Raw genomic sequence first — 15,992 nt, 5'->3', positions numbered from 1 at the left:
GCTCCCGGGCCGTGCGGGCCGGACGGCACACGGTGGAGGTCCACCGGCCGGACAAGGTGCTGTTCCCGGCCGGTGACGGCGGCGCCGGGGAGTACACCAAGGGCGACCTCGTCGACTACCACCGTGCCGTCGCCCCGTTCATGCTGCCCCACCTGCGGGGCCGCCCCCTGATGCTGGAGCGGCACCCGGACGGGATCGACGGGCCCCGGTTCATGCAGAAGAACACCCCGGAGCACTACCCGGAGTGGATCGGCCGCGTCGAGGTGGGCAAGGAGGGCGGCACGGTCTGCCACACCGTCTGCGACGACTCCGCCACCCTCGTCTACCTCGCCGACCAGGCCGCCCTCACCCTGCACCGCTGGCTGTCCCGGACCGGGCACGTGAACCGGCCGGACCGGATGGTCTTCGACCTCGACCCGGCCGGCGACGACTTCGAGGCGGTCCGGGCGGCGGCCCGGCTGCTGGGGGAACTGCTGGACGAGCTGAGACTGTCCTCGGCGCTCATGACCACCGGCTCCCGGGGCCTGCAAGTCGTGGTCCCGCTGGACGGCCGCCAGGACTTCGACGACGTACGCGACTTCGCACGGGCCGTCGCCGACGTCCTGGCCGCGGCCCACCCCGACCGGCTCACCACCGCCGCCCGCAAGAAGGACCGCGGTGACCGTCTCTACCTCGACATCCAGCGCAACGCCTACGCCCAGACCGCGGTCGCCCCCTTCACCGTGCGCCCCCGCCCCGGCGCGCCCGTGGCCTCGCCCATCTCCTGGGACCAGCTGGACGACCCCGCGCTGCACGCCCGCCGCTGGACGATCGCCGATGCCGTCGAACAGGCCCGCACGCGGCCCTGGGCCGGGCTCACGCACCGCACCCGGGCCCTGGCCCCCGCCCGGCGCCGGCTGAACGCCCTGCACGGCTGAGCGGGCCGCGCAACCCGGAGAGGTTTGGCGAACACACATGCGGCCACACGGAGGGGGAGGTGGCCATGTCGAACACGAAAAACACATCCGACTCGCAAGACTCGCAACAGAGTTCACGAAAGCCACATACATCTCAGAAGTCGCAGTCGTCACAGGAGCCGCGCCGTCCCAAGCCGATGGAGGTTCTGCGCGAGGCGCGCACCCAGCTCGCCGAGCTCACCGGCATGCAGGCCGAGTCCGTGTCGTCCTTCGAGCAGACGGACGAGGGATGGGCACTGGAGGTCGAGGTCCTGGAACTGGAGCGGGTGCCCGACACCATGAGCCTGATGGCGAGCTACCAGGTGGAACTGGACGCCGAGGGACAGCTGACGGGCTACCGGCGCGTACGGCGCTACGAGCGCGGCCGGGCAGACGCCCGCGGCAGCCGCTAGAGAGGCGCACGGCGCCCGCCCGTACCCGCGAACACACCACACCACCGACAAGATGGAGGAACAGCAGGCATGACTGTCGTACCGGCACAACAGACCGGCGGCGGAGGCGGCAGCAGCGGCCTCTACGACGTGCTTGAGCTTGTTCTGGACAGGGGCCTCGTCATCGACGCCTTCGTGCGTGTCTCCCTGGTCGGCATCGAGATCCTGAAGATCGACGTCCGTGTCGTCGTCGCGAGCGTGGACACGTATCTGCGCTTCGCCGAGGCATGCAACCGGCTCGACCTGGAGGCCGGGCCGCGCAAGGACCCGGGGCTGCCCGACCTGGTCGGCGAGATGACCGAGTCCGGCGCCCGCGGCAAGTCCAAGGGGGCGCTGTCCGGCGCCGCCGAGACCATCTCCGACGCGTTCAAGCAGGCCCGTGACGAGGGCGGCTCCGAGCGCGAGACCTCGTCGCGACCGCGGGCCCGCAAGTCCGCGCCCGCGCGCCGGAAGGAGGAGCAGGAGTGAGTACGTACGTCTACGGCATCACCGCCGCCACGCATCCCTCGCTCCCCGAGGGCACGGGCGGAGTCGGTGACCCGCCGCGCGAGGTGCGGATCCTCAAGGAGGGCGACCTGGCGGCCGTCGTCAGCGACGCGCCCGAGGGACTGCGCCCCAAGCGCAGGGAACTGCTCGCCCACCAGAACGTGCTGAGCGAGATCGGGGCGGACGGCTGCGTGCTGCCCATGCGCTTCGGCAGCGTCGCCCCGGACGACAAGGCGGTCACGGGGGTGCTCGCCGAGCGTGCCGAGCACTACGCGGAACGCCTGGGGGCGCTGGACGGCCGGGTCGAGTACAACGTCAAGGCCAGCCACGTCGAAGAGGCCGTGCTGCACCACGTGATGGCCGAGAACCCCGAGATCCGCGCCCTCGCGGAGTCCAACAGGCAGGCGGGCGGCGGAACGTACGAGACGAAGATCCGGCTCGGCGAGATGGTCGCGGCCGCGGTCAAGGGCAAGGAGGCCGAGGACGCCACCACGCTGGAGCGTGCCCTGGAGCCGGCCGCCGACGCCGTGAGCGTGGGTCCCGAGTCCACCGGCTGGCTGGCCAACGTCTCGTTCCTGGTGAAGCGGGAGGCGGCCGACGAGTTCCTGGCCGCCGTCGAGCGGGCCCGCGAGCGGATGCCGCACCTGGAGGTCCGCGTGAACGGTCCGCTGCCGCCGTACAGCTTCGTCGAGCCCGGCCCCGCCGAGCCCGCGGGCACCGCGGCCGGCGGGGCGGACGCCGGAGCGGGGTGACGACATGGGACTGATCTCGGAGGTCCTGCTGCTGCCGTTCGCACCGGTGCGCGGCAGCGCCTGGGCCATCAGACAGGTGCTGGACGAGGCCGAGCGGATCTACTACGACCCCGCCACGGTACGGGCCGAACTTGCCCGCCTCGAAGAGCAGTTGGAGGCCGGCGAGATCTCCGAGGAGGAGTTCGACCGACAGGAGGACGAGCTTCTGGACCGGTTGGAGACCGCTACGCGCACGAGCGCGGGATTGGGTAACGGGACGGCACGATGAATCGAGTGGGAATGGGCCTCGCGGTAGGGGCCGGATATCTGCTGGGACGCACCAAGAAACTGAAACTCGCGGTCGCCGTGGGCACCATGGTGGCCGGCAAGAAGATGAACCTGACCCCGAAGGGCATCGCCGAACTGGTCTCCGGGCAACTGCAGAACAACCCCCAGTTCAAGGAGATCGGGGACCAGCTGCGCACGGATCTCAGGGGTGTGGGCAAGGCGGCCTCCGGCGCCATGGTCGAGCGGCAGATCGACGCGCTCGCCGACCGGCTGCACGGACGCACCGCCGAGGTGCGCGACCAGCTCTCCGGCGCGGCGTCCCAGGTCCCCGGCGTCGGATCCGACGACTCCCGCGACTCCCGCGACTCCGAGGGCTCGGAGGACTCGGAGTACGAGGAGCCCGAGGAGCACGAGGGACAGGAAGTGCCCGCCGAACAGCGCGAGGAGCCCGAGGAACGGCGTGAGGACAGGCCCCGGCCGCGGCGCGAGCGGCCGGCCGGGAAGGCCACCTCCGAAGCGCGGAAGACGGCCAAGAAGACGCCGGCCAAGGCTCCCGCGAAGAAGGCCGCCGCCAAGGCCCCCGCGAAGAAGGCCGCTGCGAAGCGGGCCCAGCCCGCGAAGAAGGCGGCCGCCAAGAAGACGCCTGGTGCCCGTCGGCCGAAGGGCGGTGGTGAGCGATGAGCGACGCACTCGGATCCGCGACCTCCAAGGCAGGAGACGCCGCGAAGAAGAATCCGCTGGCCGACGTGGCGCAGAGCGAGGCGGCCGACCGCCTCAAGGCCGAGGTGCAGGACTACCTCGCCGCCCAGGCCACCCGGCTGCTGACCGGCCTCGGCACCAAACTCGGCGAGACCACCGGCAAGCTCAACGACATAGCCGAGGGCAACAGCCCCGGATTCGCCAAGCTCGCCCTCGACGGCGGACGCAAGCTCGCCGAGGGCAAGAGCCCGATGCGGGCCGCCTTCGAGGTCGGCGCCGGCAAGGTGAAGGACAACGTGGTCGGCGCCTTCAAGAACCTCACCGGCGGCAAGGGCCACAAGAAGGGCGGCGGCGGTCAGAAGCCGACGGTCATCATCGAGTACGTCGACGTCGGCGTGCCGCTGCGCACGGCCTACGACCAGTGGACCCAGTACCAGGACTTCAGCACCTTCGCCAAGGGCGTCAAGAGCGCGAACCGCGCCGACGACACGACCTCCGACTGGCAGCTGAAGGTCTTCTGGTCAAACCGCAGCTGGAAGGCGACGACCACCGAGCAGGTGCCCGACGACCGGATCTCCTGGACGTCCGAGGGCGCGAAGGGCTCCACCAAGGGTGTCGTCAGCTTCCACGAGCTCGCCCCCAGCCTGACCCGCGTGGTCCTGGTCATCGAGTACTACCCCAAGGGCCTGTTCGAGAAGACCGGCAACATCTGGCGCGCCCAGGGCCGCCGGGCCCGGCTCGACCTCAAGAACTACGTCCGCCACATCACCCTCAAGGGCGAGGCCGACGACGGCTGGCGCGGCGAGATCCGCGACGGCGAGGTCGTCCGCAGCCACGAGGACGCGGTGGCGGAGGAGGAAGAGGAGCAGCGGCAGGACCAGCAGGACGACTCGGAGCAGGAGCCCGAGGGCGCCTACGAGGGCGACGACGAGGAAGAGCCCGAAGGCCAGTACGAGGACGAGGAAGAGCCCGAGGAGGCGTACGAGGAGGAGCCGGAGGGCGAGACAGAGGAGGGGTACGAGGAGGAGCCGGAGGGCGAGTACGAGGAGGAGCCCGAGGCGGACAAGGAATCCGGGGAGGACGAGTACGCGTCCCGTGAGGAGTACGAGGACGCCGAGGGCGGGAGCCGTCGATGACCACCCCCAGCCGACTGCCCGACCCCTACGGCCAGGGACAGAGCGCCAACCTCGCCGACATCCTGGAGCGGGTGCTCGACAAGGGAGTCGTGATCGCGGGCGACATCAAGATCAACCTGCTCGACATCGAGCTGCTGACGATCAAGCTGCGGCTCGTCGTCGCCTCCGTCGACAAGGCCAAGGAGATGGGCATCGACTGGTGGGAGAGCGACCCCGCCCTGTCCTCGCGCGCCCGGCACGACGAGCTCACCCGGGAGAACGCGGCGCTCCGCGAACGCCTGCGCGAGCTGGACCCGGGCCGCGTACCGAGGGAGGCGTCGTGACCGGACTGCGCTACGTCTACGCCGTCTGCCGCCCCTTCGACGCGGCCCTCCAGGCCCAGCTCACGGGGGTGGCGGGCGATCCGCCCCGGCTGCTGCCGCACGGCGACCTGGTGGCCGTCGTCAGCCACGTGCCCGAGGCCGACTTCAGCGAGGAGGCGCTGCGTGCCCACCTGGAGGACCTGGACTGGCTGACCGCCACCGCCCGCGCCCACCAGCAGATCGTCGACGCGCTCACCGCGGTGACCACGCCGCTGCCGCTCCGGCTGGCCACCGTCTTCCGGGACGACAGCGGCGTACGCCAGATGCTTCAGGAGCGCGAGGCGGCCTTCCGGCGCACGCTCGACCGGCTGAACGGGCGGGTGGAGTGGGGCGTGAAGGTGTTCGTCGAGGCGGAGCGGACGGAGCAGGCCGGGGCCGAGCCGGCCCGGCCCGCACCGAAACCCGCCTCCGGCCGGGACTACCTGCGACAGCGGCGCCGGCAGTCCCGGGCGAACGAGGACCTGTGGAGCAGGGCCGAGGAATTCGCCACGGGTCTGCACGCGTCGCTGTCCGGCCGGGCCGACGACGCGCGGCTGCACGCTCCGCAGAATCCGCGCCTTTCCGGGGCCGCCGGACGGAACGTCCTCAATGCCGCCTATCTGGTGGGCCGTGACGCGTCCGAGGAATTCGTGGAAATGGTGGACCGCACGAAGGGCGACGCCCCCGGAATTCGGGTGGAACTCACCGGACCGTGGGCTGCCTATTCCTTCGCCGGAGAGGAGACCGGCCGGGGAGAGGACGCCGCGGACGCCTCCGGTCAGGCCGCCGGCGAGAAAGCGGGGGAGGAATCGTGACCGTCGTGGAGCGCCGTGAGATCGCCCTCGTGGACCTGCTCGACCGGCTGCTGGCCGGCGGAGTCGTCATCACCGGCGACGTGACGCTGCGCATCGCGGACGTCGACCTGGTCCGCATCGATCTGAACGCGCTGATCAGCTCGGTCAACCGCAACGTCCCCTCACCGTTCGGGGACTGACATGACCGGACAGCCCGAACCTCCCGAGCCGCGCAGGCGCCGCCTGGAGCTGGAACCCGACACGGTGGAGCGCGACCTGATCAAGCTGGTGCTGACGGTCGTCGAGCTGTTGCGCCAGCTCATGGAACGCCAAGCGCTGCGCCGCGTCGACGAGGGGGACCTGAGCGAGGACCAGGAGGAGCGGATCGGGCTCACCCTGATGCTCCTCGACGACCGCATGACGGAACTGCGCGACCGGTACGGACTGCGGCCCGAGGACCTGAACCTGGACCTCGGGCCGCTGGGACCGCTGCTGCCCCGGGAGTGAGCGTCACTCCCGGGGCAGCAGCCTCGTCACCCGTCGTCCGTCATCCGTGTCGCGTCACCTGCCGTGCGTCACCGGCCGTTCACCACCGGTACCAGCGGCCCCTGCCGCCGCCGGTCTTCGTCCCGCGGGCCAGAAAACCGATCAGCCACAGGACCAGAACCGCCAGAGCGATCCACCAGAGAATCTTCACCGCGAACCCGACGCCGAAAAGGACGATCGCGAGAAGCAGTACGAGCAGAAGCGGAACCATAATGTTGAACCTCCTGCCGTACTGGTTTCCCGAAATTCACCGAACAGGCGTCGGTCACGCCTCCTTTCGGCACAGAATCTCCCCGTGCAGGACGCTGAACCAGCCTTCCGGCCGCTTTCCCCACTCCCGCCACGCCGCCGAGACGGCGCGCAGTTCCCCGGGGGTCGCGTGGCCGCCCCCGGTGGCGCGTTCGGCGTACGCCGACGCCAGGGTCCGGTCCGCCCACAGGCCGCTCCACCACTCCCGTTCCTCGGGCGTGGCGAAGGTCCAGGTGGCCGAGGTCGCCGTGACGTCGGTGAACCCGGCCTCGAGCGCCCACGCCTTCAGCCGGCGTCCGGCGTCCGGTTCGCCCCCGTTGGCGCGGGCCACCCGGTGGTACAGGTCCAGCCAGTCGTCCATGCCCGGGGACGCCGGGAACCACGTCATGGCGCCGTAGTCGGAGTCACGGACGGCGACGATCCCGTTCGGCCGCGCGACCCGCTTCATCTCGCGCAGCGCCCGCACCGGGTCGCCCACGTGCTGGAGCACCTGGTGGGCGTGGACCACGCAGAAGCTGTCGTCCGGGTAGTCGAGCGCGTGCACGTCCGCGACCGCGAAGCCGGTGTTGTCCAGCCCGCGCCCGGCGGCCGTGGCCCGGGCCCGCTCCACGATCTCCGGAGCCCGGTCCACGCCGGTGACGTGGCCGTCCGGGACCAGCTCCGCCAGGTCCGCGGTGATGGTGCCGGGGCCGCAGCCGATGTCCAGGATCCGCATGTGCGGCCGCAGGTGGCCGAGCAGGTAGGCGGCGGAGTTCTCGGCGGTGCGCCAGGTGTGCGAGCGGAGCACGGACTCGTGGTGCCCGTGCGTGTAGACGGCGGTCTCGTGCGGCTTCGGCATGGTGGATCCCCTCTCCCGACAGTGCGATCACGGTACGCCCGTCGGCCGCATGGTGAGATCCACGTTTTGATATATGGACTGACGGAGTGTCAGGCGAGGTCAGGACAGCAGTCCGCCGCCGGGCAGCGGGCGGTACACCGTGAGCGCCTCGGGCAGCTTCTCCAGCGTCAGATCGCCCTCGGTCTCCGTCAGCTCGCCGTCGTACGCCATCAGCGTGCCCGGCGCCACCCCCGACAGGCGCAGCCGGGGCACCTGCACCGCCGCGTGGGCGGGGGAGCGGGTCAGCGGTCCGGCGAGGGCCGCGGAGAGCAGGCGCAGGGCGGGCCGGCGGCCGCCGTGCACCACCCGCACGTCCAACTGGCCGTCCGCGAGATCGAGCCGGCGGCCCGAGGCGAGACCGCGGCGGTGGTACGTTCCGTTGCCCGCGAACAGCATCCACAGCGGGCGCCTGCGGCCGCGCACCTCGGCCTCCAGCGGGTGCCGGTCGGCACGCAGCACCCGCACCGCCGCCAGCACCCCGGCCGGCCAGCCGCCGATCCGGGGCGACCAGCGCTCACGCTCGTTCACCAGCTCCGGGTACACGCCGAGGCTGAAGGTGTTCAGGAAGACGCCGCGCCGTCCGCCGGAGGCGAACCGGCCCACGTCCACCCGCACCCCCTCGCCCCGCTCCAGTGCCCCGCACAGGTCCCGTACGTCCTCCACCCCCAGGTCGTAGGCGAAGTGGTTGAGCGTGCCGCCGGGCAGGACCGCGAGGGGCAGCCCGTGGCGGAGCGCGATCTCGGCCGCGGCGTTCACGGTGCCGTCGCCGCCGCACACGCCGAGCGCCCGCGCGTGGCCGGCCGCCTTCTCGAGCTCGGCCCGGACGTCTCCCGGCTCGCACTCCACGACCTCGGCGTCGGGCAGCGCGTCGCACAGGGCCCGCACCCGGTCCGAGGTGCCCGAGCCGATGTTGGCGACCATGACGAGTCCCTCGCCGCCGGGCAGCGCGGGCACCTCGGCGCGCGGCCGGGCCGGCGGGATGTGCTGGGCCCGCGTCGGCACCATCCCGCGCACGGCGAACGCGGCCCCCGCCCCGAGCGCCGCACCGGCCAGTACGTCACTCGGGAAGTGGACGCCGGTGTACACCCGGGACAGGACGACCGCGGCGGCCACCGGGGCCACCGCCGCGCCCCACGCCGGGGACTCCAGCGCGACACCGGTCGCGAACGCGGCGGCCGACGCGGCGTGCCCGGACGGGAAGGACGTCGTGATCGGCTGCCGCTTCAGCTGCCGCACCAGCGGCACCGGGTCGAGGACCGGCCGGGGCCGGCGCACCGAGCGCTTGCCGAGGGTGTTGATCGTCAGCGAGGCCAGACCCAGCGAGGCGAGACCCCGGGCGGCGGCGCGCCGGGCCCTCGGCGTACGGGACGCGGCCAGCGCGGCGCCCGCCGCGAACCACAGCACTCCGTGGTTGGCACTGCGGCTCAACCGGGGCAGCAAGGGGTCGGCGCCGGGCCAGGTGCGGGCGGCGACGGCCTCGAACACCCGCTGGTCCAGCCGCAGGAAGCCGTTGCGGAGGGGATGCGGGCCGGGCGTGGTGGCGGTGAGGTCTACGTCGGGGCTCATGGGTCCCGCCTACCCGGCCGGCGGCGTTTCCTGTCGGTGGTCCGCGCCACGTGCCTCCGGGCTCGTGGCCCGGCCGAAATCGGTTTGCCCGGAGCGCGGCCGGAGCAGCACAATCCGGTCCCATGGGTCACCTCGAAGCCGCGCACCTGGAGTACTGCCTCCCCGACGGGAGGGCGCTCCTCGGCGACGTCTCCTTCCGGGTGGGGGAGGGGGCCGTCGTGGCCCTCGTCGGACCCAACGGCGCGGGCAAGACCACCCTGCTGCGCCTGCTGGCCGGTGAGCTGAAACCGCACGGCGGCTCCGTCACCGTCACCGGCGGCCTCGGCGTCATGCGCCAGTTCGTCGGCTCCGTACGGGACGAGACGACCGTGCGCGACCTGCTGGTGTCCGTGGCGCAGCCCCGGATCCGCGAGGCGGCGCGCGCCGTCGACACCGCCGAGCACGCGATCATGACGGTCGACGACGAGGCCGCCCAGCTGGCGTACGCGCAGGCGCTCGCCGACTGGGCCGAGGTGCGCGGGTACGAGGCCGAGACCCTGTGGGACATCTGCACCACCGCCGCACTCGGGATCCCGTACGAGAAGGCCCAGTGGCGGCAGGTGCACACCCTCTCCGGGGGTGAGCAGAAGCGTCTCGTCCTGGAGGCCCTGCTGCGTGGCACCGACGAGGTGCTCCTGCTCGACGAGCCGGACAACTACCTCGACGTGCCGGGCAAGCGCTGGCTGGAGGAGCGGCTCGCCGAGACCCGCAAGACCGTGCTGTTCGTCTCCCACGACCGGGAGCTGCTCGCCCGCGCCGCCCAGAAGATCGTCTCCGTCGAACCCGGCCCCGCGGGCGCGGACACCTGGGTGCACGGCGGGGGCTTCGCCACCTTCCACGAGGCCCGCCGCGAACGCTTCGCCCGCTTCGAGGAACTGCGCCGCCGCTGGGACGAGAAGCACGCCCAGTTGAAGAAGCTCGTCCTGACGCTGCGTCAGGCAGCCGAGAACAGCCCGGACATGGCCTCCCGCTACCGCGCCGCGCAGACCAGGCTGCGCAAGTTCGAGGAGGCGGGGCCGCCGCCCGAGCCGCCGCGCGAGCAGGACATCAGGATGCGCCTGAAGGGCGGCCGCACCGGCGTCCGCGCCGTCACCTGCGAACAGCTGGAACTCACCGGCCTGATGAAGCCCTTCGACCTGGAGGTCTTCTACGGCGAACGGGTCGCCGTCCTCGGCTCCAACGGCTCCGGCAAGTCGCACTTCCTGCGGCTGCTGGCCGGCGACGACGTGACCCACACCGGGAACTGGAAGCTCGGGGCGCGCGTGCTGCCCGGCCACTTCGCGCAGACCCACGCCCACCCCGAGCTGCTGGGCCGCAACCTCCTGGACATCCTGTGGACCGAGCACGCCCAGGACCGGGGCGCCGCCATGTCCCGGCTGCGCCGCTACGAGCTGACCCAGCAGGCCGAGCAGTCCTTCGACCGGCTCTCCGGCGGCCAGCAGGCCCGCTTCCAGATCCTGCTGCTCGAACTCCAGGGCGTCACCGCGCTGCTCCTCGACGAGCCCACCGACAACCTCGACCTGGAATCGGCCGAAGCCCTCCAGGAGGGCCTGGAGGGCTTCGAGGGCACGGTCCTCGCGGTCACCCACGACCGCTGGTTCGCCCGCTCCTTCGACCGGTACCTGGTCTTCGGCAGCGACGGGCGCGTGCGCGAGACGACGGGGCCGGTCTGGGACGAACGGCGGGTGGAGCGGGCGCGCTGACGTCCGGGGGGCTGCCCGTAGCCCCGGGGCACCGGGATCCGGGCGCCGGATCCCGGCGGGATCACTTCCAGCGCAGCAGCGCCCCCAGGCCACCCACCGGCGCCTTCTGAGCGGTCTCCGGCGGCAGCACCGGCGTCACCGAGATCGCGGGCGCTCCGGTCATCACCGCCGAGCGCAGCAGGGCGTCGTCCGCCCGCGCCGACCAGGAGTTCTGCTCGCCGAGCGTCTTCAGCTCGGTACGGCGCACCGCCACCTGGTCGGCGTCCTCGCCGATCCACACCTCACGGTGCGTGTCGGGGGCGTCCGGGATGACCAGCAGCTCGTCGATGCGGTGCTCCCGGGCCGCCTCCACCAGCGCGGGCACGCCCTCCGCGGCACCGGCCCGGCCCTCGTCGTCCGGCGACCGTGCGGCCAGGAACCGGTCCAGGTCCTGGCGGGCACGGCTGCGGACGTGGTCCTCGCGCAGTCCCTCCACCTCGTCGTCCAGCAGCCTGCTCCCGGCACCGCGCGAGGCCTCGGCGACGCGCTCCTGCAGACGCGACGGCAGCCGCTCGTGCACCGAACGCCGCTCCCGGTCGTCGCCCACCAGGATGAGCAGATCGGCGCCCGTCTCCTCCTGGCACACCGCGAGCGCGTCCGCGATCTCCGCCGCGTTGTGCTCCCAGGTGTTCTCCACCCGGAGCTGGAAGTGGCGCTCCGACCAGTCCACGCTGCTCGTACGGTGCAGCGGCCACTGCCGGCCGGTCACGCCGCCCGCGTCCGAGCTGCCCAGCGCACTGCGCAGCTCGAAGTCGGCGCCCTTGCGGTCGACGTACGCCACCACGCACACCGGGTCCTCGCCGGCCAGGTCGAGCAGCGGCGTGACGTGCGGCAGCGGGGCCCAGTCCGCGGTGGTCCCGCCGTACGGGGGACGGGCCAGCGGCGGATCGAGGACCACCTGTCCGGCGCACGCGAACAGCGCCCGCCCGTGCGGGTCGGTGGCGTGCCGCAGTCCGTCCACCGCCTCCCGCACCGCCTGGCAGGTGGCGTCGTCGGCGCCCTGCTCCGCCAGCTCCCTGGCCACCGCGGCGGCCGTCAGCTCGCGCTCGTGGGGGGTGTCCTCCGTGTGCCGGGAGAGGTCGACGTAGACGGAGGCCCAGGGCCCCTGGTGTTCGTAGAGGGGGTGCAGAAACGCGAGATCCATGTGGCTGCCCTCCCGGGTGCCGCTCGGGGGTGGTAGTGCTCCGGGGCGGGTACCCGGGACGCATGAACGAACACGACACGCGGGACGACACCAGGACCGGTGTGGACCCGGGCCGCCTGGACGACCAGCAGCTGATGAAAGAGCTGGAGACCATCCACCGCACGCGCCACGACACCCTCCTGTACGGGTCGAACGACGCGCTGCGGGCCCACAACGACCGCATGGCGGGCCTGGAGGGCGAGTGGCTGCGCCGCAACCCCCGCCGTCCGGTGGCCGCCGGCCGCACCCGTGAGGGCGCCCGGGAACGCGGCTGCGGCCAGAGCGCCGCGCCCGGTGGCTGAGCGCGACGGCGGGCCACCCGCGATCCCTCGCCGGTGGCCCGTCCGCCGTGTGACCGGTCGCCCGCCTCAGCCGGCCGCCTTGGCGAACTCCGCGAGGTAGGTCTCGCAGAAGGCCTTGAGGTCGTCCGGCTTGCGGCTGGTGACCAGGACGTTGCTGCCCCCGTCGCAGACCTTGACCTGCTCGTCGACCCAGGTGGCGCCCGCGTTGCGCAGGTCGGTCCGCAGGCTGGGCCACGAGGTCAGGGTCCGGCCGCGCACGACGTCCGCCTCGACGAGCGTCCACGGCGCGTGGCAGATCGCGGCCACCGGCCGGCCCTGCTCGAAGAAGTCCCGGACGAACGCCACGGCCTTCTCGTCCGTGCGCAGGAAGTCCGGGTTGGCCACCCCGCCGGGCAGGACAAGGCCGTCGAACGAGTCGGCGGACGCGTTGCCCACCACCTCGTCGACCGGGAACGTATCCGCCTTGTCGAGGTGGTCGAAGCCCTGGATCTCGCCCGACTGCGTGGAGACGAGCACGGGGTCGTGCCCCGCGTCCTTCGCCGCCTTCCACGGCTCGGTCAGTTCGACCTGCTCCACGCCCTCGGGCGCGGTGAGAAATGCGATGCGCATGGAGTTCGGGCTCCCTTCCTTCATGTACCGCGCGGACCGGACCGGTCGCCCTCGGTGAGAGCCACCGCCAGTTCCTGCACGTTGTCGTAGCGCGCCTTGTGCGGCAGCCGGTCCAGCTCCTCGACGAGGGCGTCCGGCGCGTTGCCGCGGCGCAGTGTGCGGGTCAGTTCCCGCGGTCCCGCGGGGAAGCTGCCCCGGGTCAGGTTCCGGGCCAGCTCGAGCCGCAGGGCCTCCAGGTACGTCGGTCCGCGGCCCGGTGTCACGGGTCCGTACATGACGTCCGGATCGTCCTCGGCGGCCGGTTCCGGGTCGTTCCACTCCTCGCTGCGGGTGGGGTGCCCGGACCTGAGCAGACCCTGCAGTTCGTGCTTCATCTCGTCGTCGCGGTGGACGCTCATCCGGTCGCTGCCTCGCTGCATGTCTCCCTCCAGATCCTCAGGGGGTGCCGACCGCGTACCCGGACACCGCGGGCCGACACGGATTCGCCCGGACGGGTCCGTTCCGATTTCGGGCGGATCAGAAATCGAGAAGCGCGGGCCGTCGTGCCCCCTCTAGCGTGTGACCACCGAGGCAGTGAGGGCGTCACGTCGAGCGAGCCCCCGAGAGATGGAGACACGATGAGCAGCGCCAAGAGGCCGGGCACGCAGGGGCCCGGGTCGCACGTCGCCGACGGCCACGACCGGATCCGTGTGCACGGCGCCCGCGAGAACAACCTCAAGGACGTCAGCATCGACATCCCCAAGCGTCGCCTGACGGTGTTCACCGGGATCTCCGGCTCGGGCAAGAGCTCGCTGGTGTTCAACACGATCGCCGCCGAGTCGCAGCGGCTGATCAACGAGACCTACAGCGCCTTCGTCCAGGGTTTCATGCCCACCCTCGCGAGACCCGAGGTCGACGTCCTGGACGGCCTCACCACCGCGATCATCGTGGACCAGCAGCGGATGGGCGCCGACCCCCGCTCCACCGTCGGCACCGCCACCGACGTCAACGCGATGCTGCGCATCCTCTTCAGCCGCCTCGGCGAGCCGCACATCGGCCCGCCCAGCGCCTACTCCTTCAACACCGCCTCGGTCCGGGCCAGCGGCGCGATCACCGTCGAGCGCGGCAACAAGAAGGCGGTGAAGGCGACCTTCCAGCGCACCGGCGGCATGTGCACCCACTGCGAGGGCCGCGGCACCGTCTCCGACATCGACCTCACCCAGCTCTACGACGACTCCAAGTCGCTCGCCGAGGGCGCCTTCACCATCCCCGGCTGGAAGTCGGACAGCCAGTGGACCGTGCAGGTCTACGCCCAGTCCGGCTTCGTCGACCCGGACAAGCCGATCCGCCAGTACACCGACAAGGAGCTGCGGGACTTCCTGTACGGCGAGCCGGTCAAGGTGAAGGTCAACGGCGTCAACCTCACCTACGAAGGGCTCATCCCGAAGATCCAGAAGTCCTTCCTGTCCAAGGACAAGGAGGCGATGCAGCCGCACATCAGGGCCTTCGTGGAGCGGGCCGTCACCTTCACCACCTGTCCCGAGTGCGAGGGCACCCGGCTCAGTGAGGGCGCCCGGTCCTCCAAGATCGGGAAGATCAGCATCGCCGACGCCTGCGCGATGGAGATCCGGGACCTGGCGCAGTGGGTCCGCGACCTCGACGAGCCCTCGGTGGCACCGCTGCTCACGGCCCTGCGGGACACCCTCGACTCCTTCGTGGAGATCGGCCTCGGCTACCTCTCCCTCGACCGGCCGGCGGGCACCCTGTCCGGCGGTGAGGCACAGCGCGTCAAGATGATCCGCCACCTCGGCTCCTCGCTCACCGACACCACGTACGTCTTCGACGAGCCCACCGTCGGACTGCACCCCCACGACATCCAGCGGATGAACGACCTGCTGCTGCGCCTGCGGGACAAGGGCAACACCGTCCTCGTCGTCGAGCACAAGCCGGAGGCCATCGCGATCGCCGACCACGTCGTCGACCTCGGCCCCGGCGCGGGCACCGCCGGCGGCACCGTCTGCTTCGAGGGCACCGTCGAGGAGCTGCGGACCGCCGACACCGTCACCGGCCGCCACCTCGACGACCGGGCCGTCCTCAAGGAGTCGGTCCGCAAGCCCACCGGAGCCCTGGAGATCCGCGGCGCGAACACGCACAACCTGCGGGACGTCGACGTCGACGTCCCGCTCGGCGTCCTCTGCGTGGTCACTGGCGTGGCGGGCTCCGGCAAGAGCTCCCTGATCCACGGCTCGGTCCCGGCCGGCGCCGACGTCGTATCGGTCGACCAGAGCCCCATCAAGGGGTCGCGGCGCAGCAACCCCGCGACGTACACCGGACTGCTCGACCCGATCCGCAAGGCCTTCGCCAAGGCCAACGGCGTGAAGCCGGCCCTGTTCAGCGCCAACTCCGAGGGGGCCTGCCCCACCTGCAACGGCGCCGGTGTCATCTACACCGACCTGGCGATGATGGCCGGCGTCGCCGCCCCCTGCGAGGACTGCGAGGGCAAGCGGTTCCAGCCCGCCGTGCTGGAGTACCGCTTCGGCGGCCGCGACATCAGCGAGGTGCTCGCGATGTCGGTGGACCGCGCCAAGGAGTTCTTCGGCGCCAGGGACGCGCGCCTGCCCGCCGCACACAAGATCCTCGAACGGCTCGACGACGTGGGCCTCGGCTACCTCACCCTGGGCCAGCCGCTCACCACCCTCTCCGGCGGCGAGCGGCAGCGGCTCAAGCTGGCCACCCACATGAACGAGAAGGGCGGTGTGTACGTCCTCGACGAGCCCACCACCGGCCTGCACCTCGCCGACGTCGAGCAACTGCTCGGCCTGCTCGACCGCCTCGTCGACGCCGGCAAGTCGGTTGTCGTCATCGAGCACCACCAGGCCGTCATGGCGCACGCCGACTGGATCATCGACCTCGGCCCCGGCGCGGGTCACGACGGCGGCCGGATCGTCTTCGAGGGCACCCCCGCCGACCTCGTCGCCGACCGCTCCACCCTCACCGGCGAGCACCTCGCCGCCTACGTCGGCGCCTGACACCGGCGA

At 72.0% G+C, this 15,992-nt stretch carries 20 protein-coding genes; 14 read left to right on the top strand and 6 right to left on the bottom strand.

The window, feature by feature from the left end; genetic code table 11:
* The first annotated feature begins 11 nt into the window (after positions 1 to 11).
* The 11 genes from ligD to ACIQFU_RS13370 all read left to right on the top strand — a co-directional run bounded on the left by ligD (position 12) and on the right by ACIQFU_RS13370 (position 6,369).
* Positions 12 to 917 (top strand): non-homologous end-joining DNA ligase, encoded by a 906-nt coding sequence (gene ligD, locus ACIQFU_RS13420; protein WP_402551169.1) that lies wholly within the window; start codon positions 12 to 14, stop codon positions 915 to 917.
* 65 nt (positions 918 to 982) lie between these two features.
* Positions 983 to 1,348: a gas vesicle protein gene (locus ACIQFU_RS13415; protein ID WP_402551168.1), complete on the top strand. Its 366-nt coding sequence runs from the start codon at positions 983 to 985 to the stop codon at positions 1,346 to 1,348.
* A 69-nt stretch (positions 1,349 to 1,417) separates the two neighbouring features.
* Positions 1,418 to 1,855 carry a gas vesicle structural protein GvpA gene (locus ACIQFU_RS13410; RefSeq protein ID WP_402551167.1) on the top strand — a complete coding sequence of 146 codons (438 nt, stop codon included), beginning with the start codon at positions 1,418 to 1,420 and terminating at the stop codon, positions 1,853 to 1,855.
* Positions 1,852 to 2,625, top strand: a complete 774-nt coding sequence (locus ACIQFU_RS13405; protein WP_402551165.1) for a GvpL/GvpF family gas vesicle protein — start codon at positions 1,852 to 1,854, stop codon at positions 2,623 to 2,625. Before ACIQFU_RS13410 ends, ACIQFU_RS13405 begins: the two co-directional genes overlap by 4 nt.
* A 4-nt stretch (positions 2,626 to 2,629) precedes the next feature.
* A complete protein-coding gene (locus ACIQFU_RS13400; protein ID WP_402551164.1) occupies positions 2,630 to 2,893 on the top strand; it encodes a gas vesicle protein GvpG in 264 nt (87 codons plus the stop codon).
* On the top strand, positions 2,890 to 3,573 hold the full coding sequence (locus ACIQFU_RS13395) for a DNA primase (RefSeq protein WP_402551162.1): 684 nt from the start codon (positions 2,890 to 2,892) through the stop codon (positions 3,571 to 3,573). Before ACIQFU_RS13400 ends, ACIQFU_RS13395 begins: the two co-directional genes overlap by 4 nt.
* A complete protein-coding gene (locus tag ACIQFU_RS13390) occupies positions 3,570 to 4,727 on the top strand; it encodes an SRPBCC family protein (protein WP_402551160.1) in 1,158 nt (385 codons plus the stop codon). The genes ACIQFU_RS13395 and ACIQFU_RS13390 overlap by 4 nt, the downstream gene beginning before the upstream one ends.
* Positions 4,724 to 5,050 (top strand): gas vesicle protein, encoded by a 327-nt coding sequence (locus ACIQFU_RS13385; RefSeq protein ID WP_383274705.1) that lies wholly within the window; start codon positions 4,724 to 4,726, stop codon positions 5,048 to 5,050. Before ACIQFU_RS13390 ends, ACIQFU_RS13385 begins: the two co-directional genes overlap by 4 nt.
* Entirely contained in the window at positions 5,047 to 5,883 is an 837-nt protein-coding gene (locus ACIQFU_RS13380) for a GvpL/GvpF family gas vesicle protein (protein ID WP_402551158.1), read from the top strand. Before ACIQFU_RS13385 ends, ACIQFU_RS13380 begins: the two co-directional genes overlap by 4 nt.
* Positions 5,880 to 6,062 carry a gas vesicle protein gene (locus ACIQFU_RS13375; RefSeq protein WP_003972471.1) on the top strand — a complete coding sequence of 61 codons (183 nt, stop codon included), beginning with the start codon at positions 5,880 to 5,882 and terminating at the stop codon, positions 6,060 to 6,062. The genes ACIQFU_RS13380 and ACIQFU_RS13375 overlap by 4 nt, the downstream gene beginning before the upstream one ends.
* Position 6,063: 1 nt before the next feature.
* A complete protein-coding gene (locus ACIQFU_RS13370; RefSeq protein WP_402551156.1) occupies positions 6,064 to 6,369 on the top strand; it encodes a gas vesicle protein K in 306 nt (101 codons plus the stop codon).
* Between the two features lie 79 nt (positions 6,370 to 6,448).
* Here ACIQFU_RS13370 and ACIQFU_RS13365 read toward each other — a convergent pair whose 3' ends face one another.
* The 3 genes from ACIQFU_RS13365 to ACIQFU_RS13355 all read right to left on the bottom strand — a co-directional run bounded on the left by ACIQFU_RS13365 (position 6,449) and on the right by ACIQFU_RS13355 (position 9,100).
* Complete coding sequence (locus tag ACIQFU_RS13365) at positions 6,449 to 6,619, bottom strand: hypothetical protein (RefSeq protein ID WP_007445585.1); 171 nt, start codon at positions 6,617 to 6,619, stop codon at positions 6,449 to 6,451.
* A gap of 54 nt (positions 6,620 to 6,673) precedes the next feature.
* Entirely contained in the window at positions 6,674 to 7,495 is an 822-nt protein-coding gene (locus tag ACIQFU_RS13360) for a class I SAM-dependent methyltransferase (protein WP_402551155.1), read from the bottom strand.
* A gap of 99 nt (positions 7,496 to 7,594) precedes the next feature.
* Positions 7,595 to 9,100 carry a bifunctional phosphatase PAP2/diacylglycerol kinase family protein gene (locus ACIQFU_RS13355; RefSeq protein ID WP_402551153.1) on the bottom strand — a complete coding sequence of 502 codons (1,506 nt, stop codon included), beginning with the start codon at positions 9,098 to 9,100 and terminating at the stop codon, positions 7,595 to 7,597.
* A gap of 122 nt (positions 9,101 to 9,222) precedes the next feature.
* Here ACIQFU_RS13355 and ACIQFU_RS13350 point away from each other — a divergent pair, with 122 nt between their 5' ends.
* Complete coding sequence (locus ACIQFU_RS13350) at positions 9,223 to 10,842, top strand: ABC-F family ATP-binding cassette domain-containing protein (protein ID WP_402551152.1); 1,620 nt, start codon at positions 9,223 to 9,225, stop codon at positions 10,840 to 10,842.
* A gap of 61 nt (positions 10,843 to 10,903) precedes the next feature.
* Here the strand turns inward: ACIQFU_RS13350 and ACIQFU_RS13345 are convergent, their stop codons facing one another.
* On the bottom strand, positions 10,904 to 12,025 hold the full coding sequence (locus ACIQFU_RS13345; protein WP_402551150.1) for a Vms1/Ankzf1 family peptidyl-tRNA hydrolase: 1,122 nt from the start codon (positions 12,023 to 12,025) through the stop codon (positions 10,904 to 10,906).
* 62 nt (positions 12,026 to 12,087) lie between these two features.
* Between ACIQFU_RS13345 and ACIQFU_RS13340 the strand changes: the two genes are divergently transcribed.
* Positions 12,088 to 12,366: a DUF6158 family protein gene (locus ACIQFU_RS13340; protein ID WP_402551148.1), complete on the top strand. Its 279-nt coding sequence runs from the start codon at positions 12,088 to 12,090 to the stop codon at positions 12,364 to 12,366.
* 66 nt (positions 12,367 to 12,432) lie between these two features.
* Here ACIQFU_RS13340 and ACIQFU_RS13335 read toward each other — a convergent pair whose 3' ends face one another.
* Both ACIQFU_RS13335 and ACIQFU_RS13330 read right to left on the bottom strand, forming a co-directional pair.
* Positions 12,433 to 12,975: a type 1 glutamine amidotransferase domain-containing protein gene (locus tag ACIQFU_RS13335; RefSeq protein WP_402551147.1), complete on the bottom strand. Its 543-nt coding sequence runs from the start codon at positions 12,973 to 12,975 to the stop codon at positions 12,433 to 12,435.
* 20 nt (positions 12,976 to 12,995) lie between these two features.
* Positions 12,996 to 13,394 carry a DUF2795 domain-containing protein gene (locus ACIQFU_RS13330; protein WP_402551146.1) on the bottom strand — a complete coding sequence of 133 codons (399 nt, stop codon included), beginning with the start codon at positions 13,392 to 13,394 and terminating at the stop codon, positions 12,996 to 12,998.
* A gap of 198 nt (positions 13,395 to 13,592) precedes the next feature.
* On the opposite strand from ACIQFU_RS13330, the gene ACIQFU_RS13325 reads away from it, so the two are divergent.
* On the top strand, positions 13,593 to 15,983 hold the full coding sequence (locus ACIQFU_RS13325; protein ID WP_402551145.1) for an ATP-binding cassette domain-containing protein: 2,391 nt from the start codon (positions 13,593 to 13,595) through the stop codon (positions 15,981 to 15,983).
* Positions 15,984 to 15,992 lie beyond the last annotated feature (9 nt).

This window comes from Streptomyces sp. NPDC093065 (assembly GCF_044754585.1).
Lineage (GTDB): Bacteria > Actinomycetota > Actinomycetes > Streptomycetales > Streptomycetaceae > Streptomyces.
Note: the sequence above shows the minus strand (reverse complement) of the source record. Positions and strands in the feature narration are given on the sequence as shown.